This is a genomic window from Bradyrhizobium sp. 6(2017), assembly GCF_011058295.2.
Lineage (GTDB): Bacteria > Pseudomonadota > Alphaproteobacteria > Rhizobiales > Xanthobacteraceae > Bradyrhizobium > Bradyrhizobium septentrionale.
On sequence record NZ_CP049289.2, the window covers coordinates 4,562,219 to 4,579,520 of the forward strand.

Annotated in this window: 17 protein-coding genes; 10 read left to right on the plus strand and 7 right to left on the minus strand. The window is 65.6% G+C overall.

Translation table 11 applies throughout. The annotated features are described in order from the left end of the window. Nucleotides 1-2: 2 nt before the first annotated feature. The 6 genes from panB (at nt 3) to G6P99_RS21215 (ending at nt 6,751) form a co-directional block, all read left to right on the plus strand. Nucleotides 3-824 (plus strand): 3-methyl-2-oxobutanoate hydroxymethyltransferase, encoded by an 822-nt coding sequence (panB, locus tag G6P99_RS21190; RefSeq protein ID WP_029083558.1) that lies wholly within the window; start codon nt 3-5, stop codon nt 822-824. A 10-nt stretch (nt 825-834) separates the two neighbouring features. Beyond that, entirely contained in the window at nt 835-2,427 is a 1,593-nt protein-coding gene (locus tag G6P99_RS21195) for a class I adenylate-forming enzyme family protein (RefSeq protein ID WP_165123372.1), read from the plus strand. A 159-nt stretch (nt 2,428-2,586) separates the two neighbouring features. Next, entirely contained in the window at nt 2,587-3,243 is a 657-nt protein-coding gene (locus G6P99_RS21200) for a tetratricopeptide repeat protein (protein WP_029083556.1), read from the plus strand. A 108-nt stretch (nt 3,244-3,351) separates the two neighbouring features. Then, the gene (locus G6P99_RS21205) at nt 3,352-3,915 is read left to right on the plus strand and encodes a hypothetical protein (RefSeq protein WP_029083555.1); all 564 of its coding nucleotides are present in this window, start codon (nt 3,352-3,354) and stop codon (nt 3,913-3,915) included. A gap of 139 nt (nt 3,916-4,054) precedes the next feature. Beyond that, the gene (der, locus tag G6P99_RS21210) at nt 4,055-5,440 is read left to right on the plus strand and encodes a ribosome biogenesis GTPase Der (RefSeq protein WP_029083554.1); all 1,386 of its coding nucleotides are present in this window, start codon (nt 4,055-4,057) and stop codon (nt 5,438-5,440) included. A 33-nt stretch (nt 5,441-5,473) separates the two neighbouring features. After that, the gene (locus G6P99_RS21215) at nt 5,474-6,751 is read left to right on the plus strand and encodes a TCR/Tet family MFS transporter (protein WP_246709594.1); all 1,278 of its coding nucleotides are present in this window, start codon (nt 5,474-5,476) and stop codon (nt 6,749-6,751) included. Nucleotides 6,752-6,804: 53 nt separating this feature from the next. Here the strand turns inward: G6P99_RS21215 and G6P99_RS21220 are convergent, their stop codons facing one another. Together G6P99_RS21220 and G6P99_RS21225 are read right to left on the minus strand one after the other, a co-directional pair. Beyond that, nucleotides 6,805-7,743, minus strand: coding sequence for a hypothetical protein (locus G6P99_RS21220; RefSeq protein ID WP_165123374.1), 939 nt, complete (start codon nt 7,741-7,743; stop codon nt 6,805-6,807). Nucleotides 7,744-7,998: 255 nt separating this feature from the next. Beyond that, nucleotides 7,999-8,382: a YybH family protein gene (locus tag G6P99_RS21225; RefSeq protein WP_029083551.1), complete on the minus strand. Its 384-nt coding sequence runs from the start codon at nt 8,380-8,382 to the stop codon at nt 7,999-8,001. Between the two features lie 207 nt (nt 8,383-8,589). Here G6P99_RS21225 and G6P99_RS21230 point away from each other — a divergent pair, with 207 nt between their 5' ends. The 4 genes from G6P99_RS21230 to G6P99_RS21245 all read left to right on the plus strand — a co-directional run bounded on the left by G6P99_RS21230 (nt 8,590) and on the right by G6P99_RS21245 (nt 11,222). Then, nucleotides 8,590-8,871: a hypothetical protein gene (locus tag G6P99_RS21230; RefSeq protein WP_165123376.1), complete on the plus strand. Its 282-nt coding sequence runs from the start codon at nt 8,590-8,592 to the stop codon at nt 8,869-8,871. A 175-nt stretch (nt 8,872-9,046) separates the two neighbouring features. Then, nucleotides 9,047-9,709 carry a TetR/AcrR family transcriptional regulator gene (locus tag G6P99_RS21235; RefSeq protein ID WP_029083549.1) on the plus strand — a complete coding sequence of 221 codons (663 nt, stop codon included), beginning with the start codon at nt 9,047-9,049 and terminating at the stop codon, nt 9,707-9,709. 231 nt (nt 9,710-9,940) lie between these two features. Further along, on the plus strand, nt 9,941-10,603 hold the full coding sequence (locus tag G6P99_RS21240; RefSeq protein WP_029083548.1) for a DUF3313 domain-containing protein: 663 nt from the start codon (nt 9,941-9,943) through the stop codon (nt 10,601-10,603). 52 nt (nt 10,604-10,655) lie between these two features. Next, on the plus strand, nt 10,656-11,222 hold the full coding sequence (locus G6P99_RS21245; RefSeq protein ID WP_029083547.1) for a DUF2147 domain-containing protein: 567 nt from the start codon (nt 10,656-10,658) through the stop codon (nt 11,220-11,222). A 173-nt stretch (nt 11,223-11,395) separates the two neighbouring features. Here G6P99_RS21245 and G6P99_RS21250 read toward each other — a convergent pair whose 3' ends face one another. The 5 genes from G6P99_RS21250 to G6P99_RS21270 all read right to left on the minus strand — a co-directional run bounded on the left by G6P99_RS21250 (nt 11,396) and on the right by G6P99_RS21270 (nt 17,241). Continuing rightward, on the minus strand, nt 11,396-12,622 hold the full coding sequence (locus G6P99_RS21250) for an ABC transporter substrate-binding protein (protein ID WP_029083546.1): 1,227 nt from the start codon (nt 12,620-12,622) through the stop codon (nt 11,396-11,398). Between the two features lie 148 nt (nt 12,623-12,770). Next, nucleotides 12,771-13,907 (minus strand): hypothetical protein, encoded by a 1,137-nt coding sequence (locus G6P99_RS21255; protein ID WP_029083545.1) that lies wholly within the window; start codon nt 13,905-13,907, stop codon nt 12,771-12,773. Between the two features lie 241 nt (nt 13,908-14,148). Next, entirely contained in the window at nt 14,149-14,889 is a 741-nt protein-coding gene (locus G6P99_RS21260) for an SDR family NAD(P)-dependent oxidoreductase (RefSeq protein ID WP_029083544.1), read from the minus strand. Between the two features lie 155 nt (nt 14,890-15,044). After that, nucleotides 15,045-16,541, minus strand: a complete 1,497-nt coding sequence (gene purF / locus G6P99_RS21265; RefSeq protein WP_035977722.1) for an amidophosphoribosyltransferase — start codon at nt 16,539-16,541, stop codon at nt 15,045-15,047. Between the two features lie 64 nt (nt 16,542-16,605). Next, on the minus strand, nt 16,606-17,241 hold the full coding sequence (locus tag G6P99_RS21270) for a CvpA family protein (RefSeq protein ID WP_029083542.1): 636 nt from the start codon (nt 17,239-17,241) through the stop codon (nt 16,606-16,608). Nucleotides 17,242-17,302: the final 61 nt, after the last annotated feature.

Sequence of the window (17,302 nt, forward strand, 5' to 3'; positions counted from 1 at the left end):
CAATGTCTGTTCAATCTGCCATCAAGCGCAAGACCGCGCCCGATCTGCGCGCCCGCAAGAACGGCGAGCCGATCGTGATGCTGACGTCCTACCACGCGCATACCGCGGCGCTGGTCGACCGTCATTGCGATGCGATCCTGGTCGGCGATTCCCTCGGCAACGTCATGCACGGCTTCGAGACCACGGTGCCGGTCACGCTCGACATGATGATCCTGCAGGGCCGCGCGGTGATGCGTGGCTCGCAGGCGGCGCTCGTCGTCGTCGACATGCCGTTCGGCTCGTACGAAGGCTCCAAGGAGCAGGCGTTTCAATCGGCGGTGCGGATCATGAAGGAAACGCTGTGCGGCGCGGTCAAGCTCGAGGGCGGCGCGCGGATGGCGGAGACGGTGGCGTTCCTGTCCGAGCGCGGCATTCCCGTGATGGGCCATATCGGTCTGACGCCGCAGTCGATCAACACGCTCGGCGCGTTCCGCGCCCAGGGCCGCGAGGAGGAGAACTGGGCGCCGATCGAGAACGACGCTCACGCGATCGCGCAAGCCGGCGCGTTCTCGATCGTGGTCGAGGCGGTCGCCGAGCCCTTAGCGCGCAAGATCACGCAATCGATCGCCGTGCCCACCATTGGCATCGGCGCCAGTGCGGCCTGCGACGGCCAAGTGCTGGTGCTGGAGGACATGCTCGGCCTGTCGCCGCGCGCGCCGAAATTCGTGCGCCGCTACGGCAATCTCGGACCGATGATCGAGGAAGCGATCGCGGGCTATGCGCGCGACGTCAAGAGCCGCGCCTTCCCCGGGCCGGAGCACGTCTACGGCATGAAGAAGAGCTGACGGAGCGGGCATGGACTGGTCGCAACACGCACTGCCGCCGATGCGGCTCGAGCCGCGCTTCGGTGACCGCGTCGTGCCGGCTTTCCCGGAGCGGCCGGGCAGCCTGTGGGCGATGGTCACTGAGGCCGTCGCGCACAACGGCGACGGCGAGGCGCTGGTCTGCGGCGATCAGCGCCTGAACTGGCGCGAGGTGGCCGAGCAGTCGTCCAAGGTGGCGGCGGGCTTTGCCGCGCTTGGCCTTGCGCCCGGTGACCGCGTCGCGATCCTGCTCGGCAACCGCATCGAATTCGTGCTGACGATGTTCGCCGCTGCCCATGCCGGGCTGGTCACGGTGCTGCTCTCAACCCGCCAGCAGAAGCCCGAGATCGCCTATGTGCTGAATGATTGCGGCGCGACGCTTCTGGTGCACGAGGCCGCGCTTGCCGATCGCATCCCCGATGCGGCCGATATCCCCGGCCTGAAGCATCGCATCTCCGTCAGCGACGACGGTGCGTCGCAATTCACAGCCTTGCGCGACCATGCCCCGGCGCAGGCGCCGGCGGAGGTGAGGGAAGAGGACATCGCGATGATCCTCTACACTTCGGGCACCACGGGCCGGCCGAAGGGCGCGATGCTCGCCCATTGCAACATCATCCACTCCTCACAGGTGCTCGCGTCCTGCCTGAAGCTGACCAGGGCCGATCGCTCGATCGCTGCGGTGCCGCTCGCGCATGTCACCGGCGCGGTCGCCAACGTCACGACCATGGCGCGCTGCGCCGGTGCGCTGATCATCATGCCGGAGTTCAAGGCGGCGGAGTATCTCAAGGTCGCCGCCCGCGAGCGCGTCACCTACACGGTGATGGTGCCGGCGATGTACAATCTCTGCCTGATGCAGCCGGATTTCGACAGCTACGACCTGTCGAGCTGGCGGATCGGCGGCTTCGGCGGCGCGCCGATGCCGGTTGCCACCATCGAAAAGCTCGACGCAAAAATTCCCGGGCTGAAGCTCGCCAATTGCTACGGTGCGACCGAGACCACGTCGCCCTCGACCTTGATGCCGGGCGAACTGACCGCGGCCCATATCGACAGCGTCGGCCTGCCGTGTCCCGGCGCCGAGATCATCGTGATGGGGCGCGACGGCCGCGAGGTGCCGCGCGGCGAGATCGGCGAGCTCTGGATCCGCAGCGCCTCCGTCATCAAGGGCTACTGGAACAATCCGAGGGCGACCGCGGAGAGCTTTACCGCCGGCTTCTGGCATTCCGGCGATCTCGGCTCGGTCGACGCGGCAAACTTCGTCCGCGTGTTCGATCGCCAGAAGGACATGATCAACCGCGGCGGCCTGAAGATCTATTCCGCCGAGGTCGAGTCGGTGCTGTCAGGCCATCCGGCCGTGGTCGAGAGCGCGATCATCGCCAAGCCGTGTCCGGTGCTCGGCGAGCGCGTCCACGCCGTGATCGTGACCCGTACCGACGTCAACGCGGAGAGCCTGCGCGCCTGGTGCGCGGAGCGCCTGTCGGACTACAAGGTGCCGGAGACGATGGCGCTGACCGTAGAGCCGCTGCCGCGCAACGCCAATGGCAAGGTGATCAAGCGCCAGCTGCGCGAGGGCCTGGCGGGGGCGTGAGCCCCGGGGCAGGACAAACTTCCCCTGTTAACGCGTTGATCCGCCTCGCTTTGCCTTGCCTCCGCCACACCGTTAGGGTAACGCCGCCGCGATGTGGGGATCGGGTGCGGGCATGGCCCCACCGAGATTCGCGGTCCCGAGGGGATGGGATAGCCTTAAGTGTCTGAATTATTTGACGAAGTCGACGAGGAAGTCCGTCGCGATCAGCTCAAGAAGCTGTGGGACAAGTACTCGATCTTTATCATCGCGCTGGCGATCCTGGTGGTCGCCGGCGTCGGTGGCTGGCGTGGCTACCAATATCTCGAGGCCAAGAAGGCGGCCGAGGCCGGTGCGGCGTTCGACCGCGCGGCCGAGCTGTCCGAGCAGAACAAGCACGCCGAGGCAGAGGCTGCGTTCGCCGACCTCATCATCAAGGCGCCGTCCGGCTACCGCAATCTGGCGCGGCTGCGCATGGCCGCCGAGGTCGCGACCCGCGACCAGCCGGCCGCAGCGAAGATCTATGACGAGATCGCGGCCGATCGCAGCGTCGGCGGTCCCGAGCAGGATCTGGCGCGGATTCGTGCCGCGCAGATCCTGATGGAAACCACGACCTATCCGAACATGCTGCAGCGGCTCGAGGCGACGGCCACGGCGAAGGATTCGACCTTCCGCCACTCCGCGCGCGAGCTGCTGGCGCTGTCGGCCTTGCGCGCCAACGATGCCACCGCCGCGCGCCAATGGCTCGAGCAGATAGCCAATGACGGTGAGACGCCGCCGAGCCTGCGTTCGCGCGCCGAAGCGCTGCAGGCACTGTTGCCGCCGGTCGCCAAGAGCTGAGGAGGCATGATCCGCAAAAGTGGGAACCGGTTTTCCCTCGCGACAAACGCGAAGCGTTTGCGCGGAGATCATGCCCAGACGAACCCGAGTTTGAGTGAGAGATCGACCATGCGCCGCTCGCAACGCCTGATCGCAGCCGCAGTTCTCATCGCGCTTTGCAGCGTGTTGGCGGGCTGCGGCGGTGGCGGCATGTCCAATTTCGACCCGAGCGACCTGCTCGACTTCCTCGACACCAAGAAGAAGCTGGCCGGCGACCGCAAGCCGGTGTTCCCGGAAGGCGTGCCTGGCCTTGAGCAGGGCGTGCCGAAGGAATTGTACAAGGGCTCGCAGCAGGAACAGCTCGACCAGCAGAACGCCGCGGCTGCCGCCGCCCAGCAGGCTCCGCCGCCCGAGCCGCCGAAGGGCGCCAAGAAGAACGCCAAGGGCAGGGCGGCGCCGGCCGCAGCCCCCGCGGCGGATCAGGCGGCGGCTCCCGACGCCGCGCCGGAGGAGGGTGCGCCCGCCGCGCTGCCGCCGGAGCCGAAGCCGAAGAAGATCGTCCGCCGCCGCACCACCGCGCCGCCGGCCGACGACCAGCAGGCGCAGCCTGCGGCGCCGGCCCAGACCCAGACCTCGCAACAATCCGGCGGCGGCTTCCCTGCGCCGGTGCCGAGCGGCGGCTTTACACGCTAACCGTTAGTTGAGTTCCACCTCGCCCCGCTTACGGCGAAGGGGGAAGGTGCCCGATCATTTGCTTCGACCGACCAACATTCCTGCTGTAGTTCTTGCCAGCACCTTGACCCGCGCGTCGCAGACCGCGCCTGGATGATCCATGTCCTTCACCATCGCCATTATCGGCCGGCCCAATGTCGGAAAGTCGACGCTGTTCAACCGGCTGGTCGGCCAAAAGCTCGCGCTGGTCGACGACGAGCCCGGCGTGACGCGTGACCGCCGCGAGGGCCAGGCCCGGCTCTACGATCTCGACTTCACCATCATCGATACCGCGGGCCTCGACGAAGGCGCCAAGGGCTCGCTGACGGCGCGGATGCAGGAGCAGACCGAGACCGCAATCGAGCTTGCCGACGCCCTGATGTTCGTGGTCGACGCCCGCGTCGGCCTGACGCCGACCGACCGCGCCTTCGCCGATTTCGCCCGGAAAGCCAACAAGCCGGTGGTGCTGGTCGCCAACAAGGCCGAGGGCAAGCATGGCGAGATCGGCGCGCTGGAATCCTACGCGCTCGGCCTCGGCGATCCCGTGCAGATCTCGGCCGAGCACGGCGAGGGCATGGGGGATCTCCGCGATGCGCTCAGTGCGTTGATGCCGGAGTCTGCCGAGGAGGCGGAAGATGGGATCGAGGGTGTCGAGGATTGGTCGGACGAGGAGATCGCGCAGCGACCGATCCGGGTTGCGATCGTCGGCCGGCCCAACGCCGGCAAGTCGACGCTGATCAACCATCTGCTCGGCGAGGAGCGGCTGCTGACCAGCCCCGAGGCCGGCACCACGCGCGATTCCATCGCGGTCGAGATCACCTGGCAGGGCCGCCAGTTCCGGGTGTTCGACACCGCCGGCCTGCGCCGCCGCTCGCGGATCGAGGAGAAGCTGGAAAAGCTCTCGGTCGCCGACGCGTTGCGCGCGGTGCGCTTCGCCGAAGTCGTCGTGATGATGATGGACGCGCAGAACAGGTTCGAGGAGCAGGATCTGCGGATCGCCGACCTGATCGAGCGCGAAGGCCGCGCCATCGTGCTCGCGGTCAACAAATGGGACCTTGTCGAGCGCAAGCCTAACCAGATCTCGCAGCTGCGCACCGATGCCGACCACTGGCTGCCCCAGGTCAAGGGCGTGCCAATCGTCGCCGTCTCCGGCCTGATGGGCGAGGGCATCGACCGCCTGATGATTGCGATCCAGGAGGCCTATGCGGTCTGGAACCGGCGCTTGCCGACGGCCGCGCTCAACCGCTGGTTCGAGCAGGCGATCCAGGCCGCGCCTCCGCCGGCGGTCTCTGGCCGCCGGCTGAAGCTGAACTACATCACGCAGGTGAAGGCGCGCCCGCCGAGCTTCGTGCTGTTCTGCTCGCGCGCCGACGCGATCCCGAGATCCTATCTGCGCTACCTCACCAACTCGCTGCGCGAGACCTTCGATCTGCCGGGCACGCCGATCAGGATCACGCTGCGTGAAAAGGCCAATCCGTTCGCCCACAAGCGCAAACGCCCGTCATGAGCGGAGAGGTGGCGCTTAGCGTTTTCGAGCGAAGTGGGTCCCGGTTCGCGTGACGAAAACCCGTCAAGACGAGAAAGACGCAGCGGACGCGCCGCAGGCGCGCGGTGCGCCGTCATCTTCATCTTCGTCACCATCCTGCTCGACACGCTCGCGCTCGGCGTGGTCATTCCGATTCTGCCGAAACTGATCGAGAGTTTCGTCAACAACGACACCGCGAACGCCGCGCGCATCTTCGGGCTGTTCGGCACGATCTGGGCGTTGATGCAGTTTTTCTGCTCGCCGATCCTGGGTGCGCTGTCCGATCGCTTCGGTCGCCGGCCCGTGGTGTTGTTGTCGAACTTCGGGCTTGCCGCCGACTATGTGGTGATGGCGCTCGCGCCGACGCTGAGCTGGCTGTTCATCGGCCGGATGATCTCGGGCATCACCTCGGCGAGCATCTCGACCGCATTCGCCTACATCACCGACGTTACCGCGCCTGAGCAGCGCGCCGCCGTGTTCGGCAAGATCGGCGTCGCCTTCGGCGCGGGATTTATCCTCGGGCCGGCGCTGGGCGGTTTGCTCGGCCAATTCGATCCGCGGCTGCCGTTCTGGGTTGCAGCCGGCCTGAGCCTTGCCAACGGCCTCTACGGCCTGTTGATCCTGCCGGAGTCGCTGCCCGCCGGGCGCCGCTCGCCGTTCCGCTGGCGGAGCGCCAATCCAATCGGCGCATTGCATCTGTTGCGCTCGAACCGGGTGCTCGCCGGGCTGTCGCTGGTGAATTTCTTCGCCCAGCTTGCCCATGTCGTGCTGCCGTCGGTGTTCGTGCTCTACGCGACCTATCGTTACGGCTGGAGCACCGGCACCGTCGGCGCGACGCTGGCGCTGGTCGGCGTCTGCGCCATGATCGTGCAGGGTGCGGCGATCGGCCCGATCGTCAAGCGTTTCGGCGAGCGCAAGACGCTGTTCCTCGGGCTCGGCTTCGGCGCGGCCGGTTTCTTGATCTTCGGTGCGGCGCCGACCGGCCATTGGTTCTGGGTGGGCATTCCCGTGATGGCGCTGTGGGGTGTCGCGGGCGCCGCGACCCAGGCACTGACCACGCAACTCGTTGCGGCAGATCAGCAGGGCCAGCTGCAGGGCGCGACATCAAGCGTGCAGAGCGTCTCGCAGCTGATCGGCCCGTTCCTGTTCACGCTGACATTTGCGCATTTCATCGGCGCCAACGCGCCAGTGAAGATGCCCGGCGCGCCATTCTATCTGGCGGGCGCGCTGCTGCTGCTCGCGCTCGCGATTGCATGGCGTTCGACGGCGAAGGCGCCTGCGCAGGGTGGGTGAGTTAGTTCGGCCGAAGGCCTCACCCGGCCGACGCGCGCGCAGTCTCGGCGTGGTCAGGTCGCGTGCTCGATCTTCCGGGTCAGCGCGGCCGCTTCGGCGTCGGCCTGGCGCATCGGATTGAAGCTTGCGTCGGCCTTGGTGAGCGCCGCATAGAAAGTCCCCTGCTGCGAGCGAAGCCAGCCCATCAGCAGTCGCGGCGACGGCGTCAGGTTCTTGTCGAGGAACGACGCCGCATCGATCGGCGCGCCGGCATAGTCGAAGATCGACTGCCGCCGTTCCGAGCGATAGACCATCTGTACGACACTGGCGAAGAACTCCTCCATATTGCGATAGCTGCCGCTGACCGGCGCCTGAAAGGAAAGTCCCTTCGCCAGCCGCGCGGCATGCACCAGCTCATGCAGCAGTGCATCGTCGGCGCCCATCGGCTGATCGTCGAAGCGCTGCGCCGTATAGAACATATAGACGCCTGTCCCCGCACCGGTGGCCGGATAGGTGAAGTCGAGACGACTCCACTGCGTGCCCTTCAGCATGCCGTCGAGCTGCGGCTGCAGTGCCGCGGGTGGAACCGTGGGATTGGCCCGCCAGGCGGCGATCATCTCCGGCGTCGGCATGATCACAGTCGCCTCGGTCGCGGCCGCCGTCTCGGATTTCCACTGCCCCGAGGGCAGGAAATCGAACGGAAAGATCGTCACCTTGTGCGACGGCTTGCGGCCGATTTCCGCAAGCACGGCGCGGCCAGTGGCGCGCTTGGGGATGAGATCCAGCTGCGCCTTCACGGTGCGCTCATGATGGCCCTTCATGTCCTGGTAACGGGATTCCAGCGCCATGACGTCGCGATAGATGCCCTGCTCGTTGGGCATGCGCAGCGGGCCCGGCTGGTACAGCGCCAGCCAGTCCAGCCGATGCGGATAGCCGATGACGATGTCAGGCGCCGCCGCATACGGCGTTTCCTCGATCGGCCTCGTGATTGCGAATTTGGGTCGGTTGGCCATCTGTCCAGCTCCCGTGTCGAGCTCCCGTGTCGAGCTCGGGCTTGGCCGCCCCTTCTCTTCGGTCGCCCCCCGGGAGGAGCGGGTTCACGCCGTTAGGCAAAATAGCTGTCGGCCACATCACGACACAAAATGCCGAAAGCTTGCGGAACGATGTGTGCGTCGCGCGCTCCATGCTGGAGCCGTTGGATGCAATGTGATCCGTCACACTGAGAGGATCTGAGGCAATTTCCGGCCAGGCACGAGTGAGGGCACACATCAATCCGTCGCGGGCACCGAATGGTGCTCGTGCGTGATGCGCCAGCCGTCGCCGACCTTGCGCAGTCCGATCGTCAGCCTGAACTGGAAGGTGGCATCGGGCGGGCCGCAGCGCATCACCGCAGCCGCGAAGGCGACATCCTCGCCGGCCGTGATCGCGATCTCCTCGATATCGAACGCGTAGGACGGGCGGTTGTACCTGAAGAACAGATCCCAGGTCTTGCGGTACTCATCCAATCCGCGCGACTGCAACGGCGGCGGCACGTCGAACATCACGATGTCCTGATCGTGATGGGCGAGCACGCCGGGATAGTCGTGCCTGCGGACGGCGTCCGCCCAGGATTCGATGAGTGCCCTGATTTGGGTTGTCTGGCTCTGTGACATCGCTCGCATGCTCCAAGTGCTGGCTGATCGATGCTTCGAGGACGAATGCGAGGGCGGCTATCCGACAGGCCGATGGGCCCGATCGGCCGAATCCGGCGGATTGCGCTATTTTGCCTATTTACAAACCATCCGGTTGGTTTGTATGCAGGATGGTATCGGATCTAGATGCGTGCCTCGCCCGGAGGCCACTTCGGCAGGAGGAGCGTGGTGAACGACGAGGCCGTTGATATCTGCGATGAATTGAGCCGCTTCAGCGACGTACAGGCGGCGCTGCTGATGTCGCGCGGCCTCGTCTATCTCACCGACCTGAAGCTCGAGGGGAACAGGCACGGCACGATCGTCGCCGCCAGTTATGCCGATGCAGAGTCTGTTGCCCGCACGCGTGGTCGAGGGGAAAAGGTCATCGGCCGAATGGCGCACGGTTTCCTTCACGGCCTGCGTCGCCGCTTGCTGCAGACGGTTCGCGGCACCGTACGCGCGTGCGCGTGAGCGATCAGATCGCTCGATGATCGATTCGTTCGCATGATGCGCCACCCGAGGCCGACGCCGGCATTTCGGGTACGTCGTTCGCGCTGCCTGGCAGAATCGGATGCAGCGCTTGAGATTGACCGAGGCCGCTGAGATACTGTGCGCTCAAGCGACTCCTTCCTGAGTAAGCAACCCCATGGATAATCCTTCTCGCTCGGAACGCTCCCGCAACGCCGCACTCGAGGCCGCGATCACCATCGTGACGCGCGATGGTCCGGGCCGCCTGACGCTGGACGCGATCGCGCGCGAGAGCGGGCTCAGCAAGGGCGGCGTGATGCATCAGTTCCGCACCAAGGAAGCGGTGCTGCGCGCGTTGCTCGAGCAGCAGATGGCGCATTTCGAGGAGTTCTCGAAGCGCTACATCGAAAAGGCGCGTGAGACCACGGACCAGCCCGAACTCGCGGCGCAGATCGCCACGCTGCGGGAGGCGATCTCAACGCCGCGGGCAGGCGCCTTCGCACTGCTGGCGGCGATGAACGAGAACCCCGAATTGATGGCGATGCCGCGCGATGTCGACGTCCAGAAGATCGCGCTGATGAAGGCCGAGGCGCGTGACCCCGATCTCGCGCTGTTGCGCTGGGCGGCTGCGAGGGGGCTGCTGCTGAGTTCGTTGTTCGGCCTGTCATCGTTGAGCGATGCCGAGCGCGATCGCCTGTTCGAGCGATTGCTCTGTGACAGCAAATGGGCTCCGATCGAGCAGGGCGCGACGGCGGCTGCAAAGCCGGCCGGGACGGTCGCGGCGCGCGCGGCATCGCAGGCTCCGGCCGTAAAGCCGGCCACGGCCCGCAAGCGCAACTGAATCTCCCTGACACCGGCGGCGCTTCTGGCGCCGCATTTTTTCTAACGCGTTTCTTGCGATTGCAACTTTACAAACCAACTGGTCGGTTTTATAATTCGTCGCACTGAGGCAAGATCTGGCGGCGCCGGGACGGCGAGCCAGATCGGCAGTGGCGGCCGCAGCCGCACTTTCAGCCCCGGACGCGGCTGCGGCCGAGCTGCTTTTTTCCGCAGGTCGGATGAGGAGACTGGAATGGAGAGCTCGATCGCCGCGCGCGGTCTGGGAGCGATGGCGCTTTGCGTCATCGCAGCAGGATGTGCCGCCGTCACGCCGGTGGCTTATTCGGAGGTGGCCTCGTCGGCCTACATGACGCCTGACACGTCCGATTCCTCGGGCCGTGTGCCGTATCGCTATGCGCCGCCGGTCGACTGGCGGAGCTACAACAAGGTCATGCTCGATCCGGTCGTGATCTATCGCGGCGCGGATCATCAGTTCGGCGACATGTCCGAGAAGGACAAGGAAACGCTCGCCGCCTACATGCAGACCCGCTTCGCCGACAAATTGCGCGGCCGCTTCACGCTGGTGAACACGCGTGGGCCGAACACGTTTCGGCTGCGGCTGACGCTGACCGGCGCTGTCGCCAACACGCCGGTGCTCGGCACGCTGTCACGGTTCGATCTGGCAGGCGCGGTCTACAACGGCGTCCAGGCGGCGCGCGACGGCGAGGGTACCATGACGGGCTCGGTGATTTATGCCGTCGAGATGTTCGACAGCTCGACCTCGCGGCTGCTCGGCGCTTACGTCAGCAAGCAATATCCCAACGCCTACGACATCAAGGCCAGCGTCGGCGATCTCGCCGCCGCCACCGCCGGCATCGACAAGGGCGCCGATGCCTTCATGGCGCGACTCAAGTGAGGCGCGCGTTGCGCGTCCCTAAAACCATCCCGGCAATGAAAGGTCCCCTGCCATGAACTTTCTGGTTCGCATGTTTCTGCGCAGCCTCGTCGCCGCCTTGCTAATGAGTTCGACTGGCCGCGCCGAGACGATTGCTCCGGTCGATCCCGGCGGCACCTGGTTGACCGAGGACGGGCGAGCCCGCATCCGTCTCGAGCGCTGCGGTGCTGCACGTGACCGCATCTGCGGCTTCATCGTGTGGATGAAGGATCCGCTGGATCCACGCGGCCAGCCGTTCCGCGACAGCTTCAATCCCGATGCCGACAAGCGAACGCGCGCGCTGCTCGGCCATCAGCTGATCCTGGGATTGAAGCTGACGCCAGAGGGCCGGTTCGACGGCGACATCTACAATGCCGAGGACGGCAAGTCCTATTCGGTCTCGCTGTGGCGCGACGCGTCCGACCGGCTGAAGTTGAAGGGCTGCCTGCTCAAGCTGCTGTGCCAGACCCAGACCTGGACCCAGACGCTCGACGTTCAGGCTGGACAACTCGTCGGCCTGACCGGCGATCCCGGCGGCCCGCGCGCCGACAAGGAATGGGCATCGTTGCCGCCGCCGGCGAGGAAGGCGGCCGCAAAGTGATGGGGTGGAGTAGGGTGGGTTAGCTACACAGCTACGGCTACTCGCTCACTGAGAAGGAGCGAGTCATTCCGGGATGGTGCGTAAGCACCAGACCCGGAATCTCGAGATTCCCCGGTGCGCAATTGCGCACCTGAGGTTCGCGCGTTGCGCGCCCCGGAATGACTGCTACGCAGTCACTTCTTCACCAGCGGACACTCGCTGGCCTCGAGCGGCTTGGCGGCGTCATCCGGCGAGATGGTGGCGATCAGCTTGTAATAGTCCCAGGGATATTTCGACTCTTCCGGCTTCTTCACCTCGAACAGGTAGGCCGGAATGATGCGGCGGCCGTCGATGCGCAGCGGGCCCTTGCCGAACAGCGGATCGTCGGTCGGGATCTCCTTCATCTTGGCGACGACCTTGGCGCCGTCATGCGGATTGCCGCCCATCGCCTCCAGCGCCTTCAGGTAATGCAGCACGCCGGCATAGACGCCGGCCACCGTCATCGACGGCATCGCATTCTTCGGCGAGACCTTCTGGAAGCGCTTCGACCAGGCGCGGGTCTGGTCGTTCATGTCCCAGTAGAACGACTCGGTGAAGGTGAGGCCCTGGGCGATCTTCAAGCCCAGCGCGTGCACGTCGTTGACGAACAGCAACAACGCCGCGAGCTTCTGCCCGCCCGCGGTGATGCCGAATTCGGAGGCCTGCTTGATCGAGTTGGTGGTGTCGCCACCGGCATTGGCGAGGCCGATGACCTTGGCCTTGGAGGCCTGCGCCTGCAGCAGGAAGGAGGAGAAGTCTGCGGTGTTGAGCGGATGCTTGACGCCGCCGAGCACCTTGCCGCCGCTGGCGGTGACGACCGCCGTGGTGTCGCGCTCCAGCGCATGGCCGAACGCATAATCGGCGGTGAGGAAGAACCAGGTGTCGCCGCCCGCCTTGGTCAGCGCCTTGCCCGTGCCGTGGGCGAGCATGTAGGTGTCGAAGGTGTAGGAGATCGTGTTGGCGTTGCATGCCTTGCCGGTGAGATCGGCGGTCGCCGCGCCCGAGTTGAGCACGATCGAGTTCTTCTCCTTGGCGAGGTTACTCACCGCCAGCGCGACGCCGGAGTTCGGCGTGTCGGTGATGATGTCGACCTTCTCGTTGTCGATCCATTGGCGCGCGATGTTGACGCCGACGTCGGGCTTGTTCTGATGGTCGCCGCTCACCACGTCGATCTTCCAGCCCTTGGCACGCAGGCCGGAATCTTCCACCGCCATGTTGGCCGCGGCCACCGAGTTCGGGCCGCCGATGTCGGCATAGAGGCCCGACATGTCGTTCAGCACGCCGATCTTGACGTTCTTGTCTTGGGCAAAGGCAGGTGTTGCAAGGCCGAGTGCAGCGCAAGCGAGAAGCACGGCGTGGCGCCGCACGAGCGTCGTCGTCATGAGTATTCCCTCCATTGTCATTTTCCGGACGGCCCTCTTGTGGAGCCTTGTACCGGTCGTTCGAGTTCCCGCTTACCCTTTCTCGGCAGAGGCGGCAATCCGCATAAAGCCTGATGAACTGCGTCGAAGCGTCATCCAGCTGTAATCCTCACTTCAGCGCGTCCGAGGTCAGCCTGAACTTCTGGATCCGCTTGCCCTCGACCTCGCCGGTGTAGACGTTGCCCTTCTGGTCGACTGCCATCGCGTGCAGCAGCGCGAACTGGCCGGCATTGTGGCCGCTATGGCCGAACGTGCCGACCACAGTGCCGTCGTCGCGCTTGAGCACGCGGATCTCGTTGTTTGCGCCGTCGGCGTTGAGCAGATAGGTCTGCTTCGGATCGGGCCACAGCGCGAGGTCGAACACCGCGCCGTCGCCGCGCGTGTTCTTCTCGTAGAACCATTCCCTGACGAAGGTGCCGTTCTTCTGGAAGACCTGGATGCGGTCCTGGCTGCGATCGCAGACATAGACCAGCCCGTCATTGGCGATCTTGATGCAATGCACGGGATTGCCGAACTGCTCCTGCACCGCGGCGCTCGGATCGTAAGGCGGCTGCTTGTCGTCGGTGGGCAGCTTGCCATAGCCGCCCCAGTGCCGCTTGTACGCCAGCGTGGTGGCGTCGAACACGATGACGCGGCGGTTGCCATAGCCGTCGGCGATGTAGAGCTCGTTCGCATCCTTGTCGATCGCCATCTCGGCGGGCCGGCCGAGCTGGGTGGTGTCGTTGCTGTTGGTGCGGGCTCCGATCTTGCCGATCTGGCCGAGATATTTGCCGTCGAGCGTGAACTTCAGGATCGCGCTGTCGTCGTCGGCATTGCCGCCGATCCAGACGAAGCCGCGCTCGTCGACCTCGATGCCGTGCTCGCGGCCGACCCATTGATAGCCGTCGCCGGGGCCGCCCCAGGATCGCAGCAGATTGCCGTCGACGTCGAATTCGAGCACCGGCGGCGCCGCCACGCAGCATTTCGCGCGCGGCGGGGTGAGGCTCAAAGCCTTCTCGCCATCAGTCAGCGAACGCGGACGATGGATGACCCAGATGTGCCCCTGCCAGTCGACGGTGATGCCGCCGATCTGGCCGATGATCCAGTTGTTGGGAAGCTGTTTTGGCCAGGAGGCGTCGACCGCGAAGGTCGGGATGTCGGCTGCCTTGGCGGGCGAGGGCGGAGCGAGAAGGACTGACGATGCGATGCCGGCAGAGAGAAACAATCCGGACAGAATGGAGCGCGCGCGATTGAGCGTCGGCGTCATGAAGCCTCCCGAGATTTTTCTTGGCGGGGCGTCCCGCTGGGGAGGGCAGTCAATCGTGAGGAGGGGGCGGAGTCAATTGCATCGGAAAGGCAGGCCCAAGCGTCAGAAAGGCGTCATCGCCCGGCTTGACCGGGCGATCCAGTACGCTGCGGCTTCTCGATTCAAACGCAATCGCCTCTGGAACACTGGATCCCCGCATTCGCGGGGATGACAATCGAAGGCGCGGCTCACCTGTTACTCCTTACGCCGGTGGCTGAAAGCTCCGCAGCGTGCGCGCCTTGTAGTCGTAGAGCTTGCCGGTCTCGGTCCACACGGGCGAACACATCGGCACGATGTATTCGGCAGCCATGTCGGGCGTATCCAAGGTCATCGGGTCTTCGCCGGGAAATACCTGCGCGCGCATCCGCGTGCGGATCGGACCGGGGCTGAACAGGTTGACGCGCAAAGCCGTATTCGCGGTCTCATTGGCCCAGGAGCGCACCAGTGCGTCCAGGGCGGCCTTCGAGGCCGCGTAGGGGCCGAGATAGGCATTGGCCTTGTGGGCTACGCCCGAGGTTACGAACACCGCGCGGCCGGCGTCGGACTGGCGCAGCAGCGGGTCCATGCAGCGGATCAGCTGGAAGTTGGCGGTGACGTTGATCGCGAACACGTCGTTCCACGGCTTCAGCTCGATATGGCCGAGCGGCGAGGAGGGACCCGCGGTGCCGGCATTGCCGACCAGGATGTCGAGCCTGCCGTGCCGCTCGTGCAGCGCGAGCCCGAGCCGCGCGATGCCGTCGTAATCGGTGAGCGAGAGCGGCACCAGGGTGGCGCTGCCGCCATCCTTCTGGATCGCGTCGTCGAGCTCTTCCAGCCCGCCCTGGGTACGCGCCACCGCCACGACATGGGCGCCGGCCTTTGCCAGCGCGACCGCGGTCGCATAGCCGATCCCGCGCGAGGCGCCGGTCACGAGGGCAATACGGGAGGCGAGGGGTTTTGTCATGAGCGTAACTCTATCGTCGTCGTCCCTGCGAAAGCAGGGACCCATACGCCGCGGCGGTCGTGTTGTGCAAAGGTGTTCGTAACCGATGCCGCCCGAAAAAACGAGGGCCGGTGGTTATGGGTCCTGCTTTCGCAGGGACGACGGTGGTGGTGGCGTCAGCTCGCCTCCGCCAGCAGCGAGAGCTGGCGCGGTGGCGCCTCGGTTTCGCTCTGGTCGGTGAGATGGGTCGGATAGGCGCCGGTGAAGCAGTGGTCGGCGAATCTCGGATTGGTCGGATCGCGTCCCTCATAGCCCATCGCGCGGTACATGCCGTCGATCGACAGGAACGCGAGCGAGTCGGCGCCGATGATGTCGCGCATCTCCTCGAGCGAATGGGTGGCGGCGAGCAGGCCGCCGCGGTCCGGCAGGTCGATGCCGTAATAGTCGGGGTAGAGGATCGGCGGCGAGGCGAGGCGGAAATGCACCTCACGGGCGCCGGCGTCGCGCATCATGCGCACGATCTTCTTCGAGGTGGTGCCGCGCACCAGACTGTCGTCGATCAGGATGATGCGCTTGCCCTCGATCGCGGCGCGGTTGGCCGAATGCTTCATGCGCACGCCGAGCTCGCGCACGCTCTGGGTCGGCTGGATGAAGGTGCGTCCGACATAGTGATTGCGGATGATGCCGAGCTCGAACGGCACGCCGGAATACTGGCTGTAGCCGACCGCGGCGGGCACGCCGGAATCCGGCACCGGCACCACGACGTCGACCTCGGGATGGCTCTCGCGCGCGAGCTGCGCGCCGAACGCCTTGCGCACGTCGTAGACCGAGCGGCCGCCGACGATCGAGTCGGGCCGCGCGAAATAGATGTATTCGAAGATGCAGGGCCGGGCCGGCTTCGGCGGGAACGGCTTGTGGCTGTGCGCGCCGGTCTCGTCGAACACGATGATCTCGCCGGGCTCGATGTCGCGGACATATTTCGCGCCGATCATGTCGAGCGCGCAGGTCTCCGAGGTCAGGATCGGATGACCGTCGAGATCGCCGAGCACCAGCGGACGGATGCCAAGCGGATCGCGTGCGCCGACCAGCTTCTTGTTGGTCAGCGCGACCAGCGCATAGGCGCCCTCGATGGTGCGCAGCGCCTCGATGAAACGGTCGATGAAGCGGGTGCGCTTCGACTGCGCGACCAGATGCAGGATCACCTCGGTGTCGGTGGTCGACTGCATCATCGCGCCGCCCTTGACCAGCTCGCGGCGCAGGGTCAGGCCGTTGGTGAGGTTGCCGTTGTGGCCGACCGCAAAGCCGCCGGCGCTGAGCTCGGCAAACAGCGGCTGAACGTTGCGCAGGATGGTGCCGCCGGTGGTGGAGTAGCGGACATGGCCGACCGCGGCATTGCCGGGCAGGCGCTCGATCACCTCGCGGCGGGAGAAGGCATCGCCGACCAGGCCGAGGCGGCGTTCACTGTGGAAGCGGCCGCCGTCGAAGGTGACGATACCGGCGGCCTCCTGGCCGCGGTGCTGCAGGGCGTGCAGGCCGAGCGCGGTGATCGCGGCGGCTTCGGGATGGCCGAAGATGCCGAACACGCCGCATTCCTCGCGGAGCGTGTCGCCATCGAGATCCGGGTGGTATCTGAGAGGGTCCTGCAGTTCGATCGGGCCGAGGTCGAGATCCATCTGGTCGGCTTGATCCGAAGGGGTCTGCATCTCGTTCATCGCCTCTCGTCAGGGCCCAAATAGTTTATCGGCCCGCGGGTTTCTCGATCAGCTTTTTCAAGCTGTCACGCGCCGGTTTGCTATAGCCATCACCCGACGCCGGCGTCGCCTGATCGTTGGTATCGGCCGCAGAATCGTCGTCTGGCTTATTCTTCTTGAACTTCTTTAAGATGGTGTTCTCGGGGTCGTCAGGCAAGAGCGTCATCAGCCAATCCCCGGTTCCCTGTAGCACCACGCGGGACTTCGCCCCGGTGACCCAGTCGGGCCGCTGCTTGTCCGGAACCAGCCAGGTGAAGAACATGAACGCCACGACCACGATCAGGAGACCGCGGGCGAGCCCGAACAGGAAGCCGAGGGTGCGGTCGAGCGCGCCGATCCGGGAATCCAGGATCATGTCCGAGATCCGCACCGTGATCACCGAGACCACGATCAGCGTGCCGATGAAGGTGCCGGCCACTACCACCACGGCCGCGACCGTGTCGTTATTGAAGTAAGTTTTGGCGGTCGGCAGCAGCTTCGAGAAAGCATACAGCGTGACCAGGGCGGCGGCGCCCCAGGCCGCGATCGACAGGATCTCGCGCATGAAGCCGCGCACCATCGCCAGCAGGCCCGAGATCAGCATCACGCCGAGCAGGACAAGATCGAGTATCGTTACGGGCATCGGCTGGTCAGGTCCGCTGGTACGTTTCGGTACGCTGTTAAGGGCTTACGCTGTTAATGGC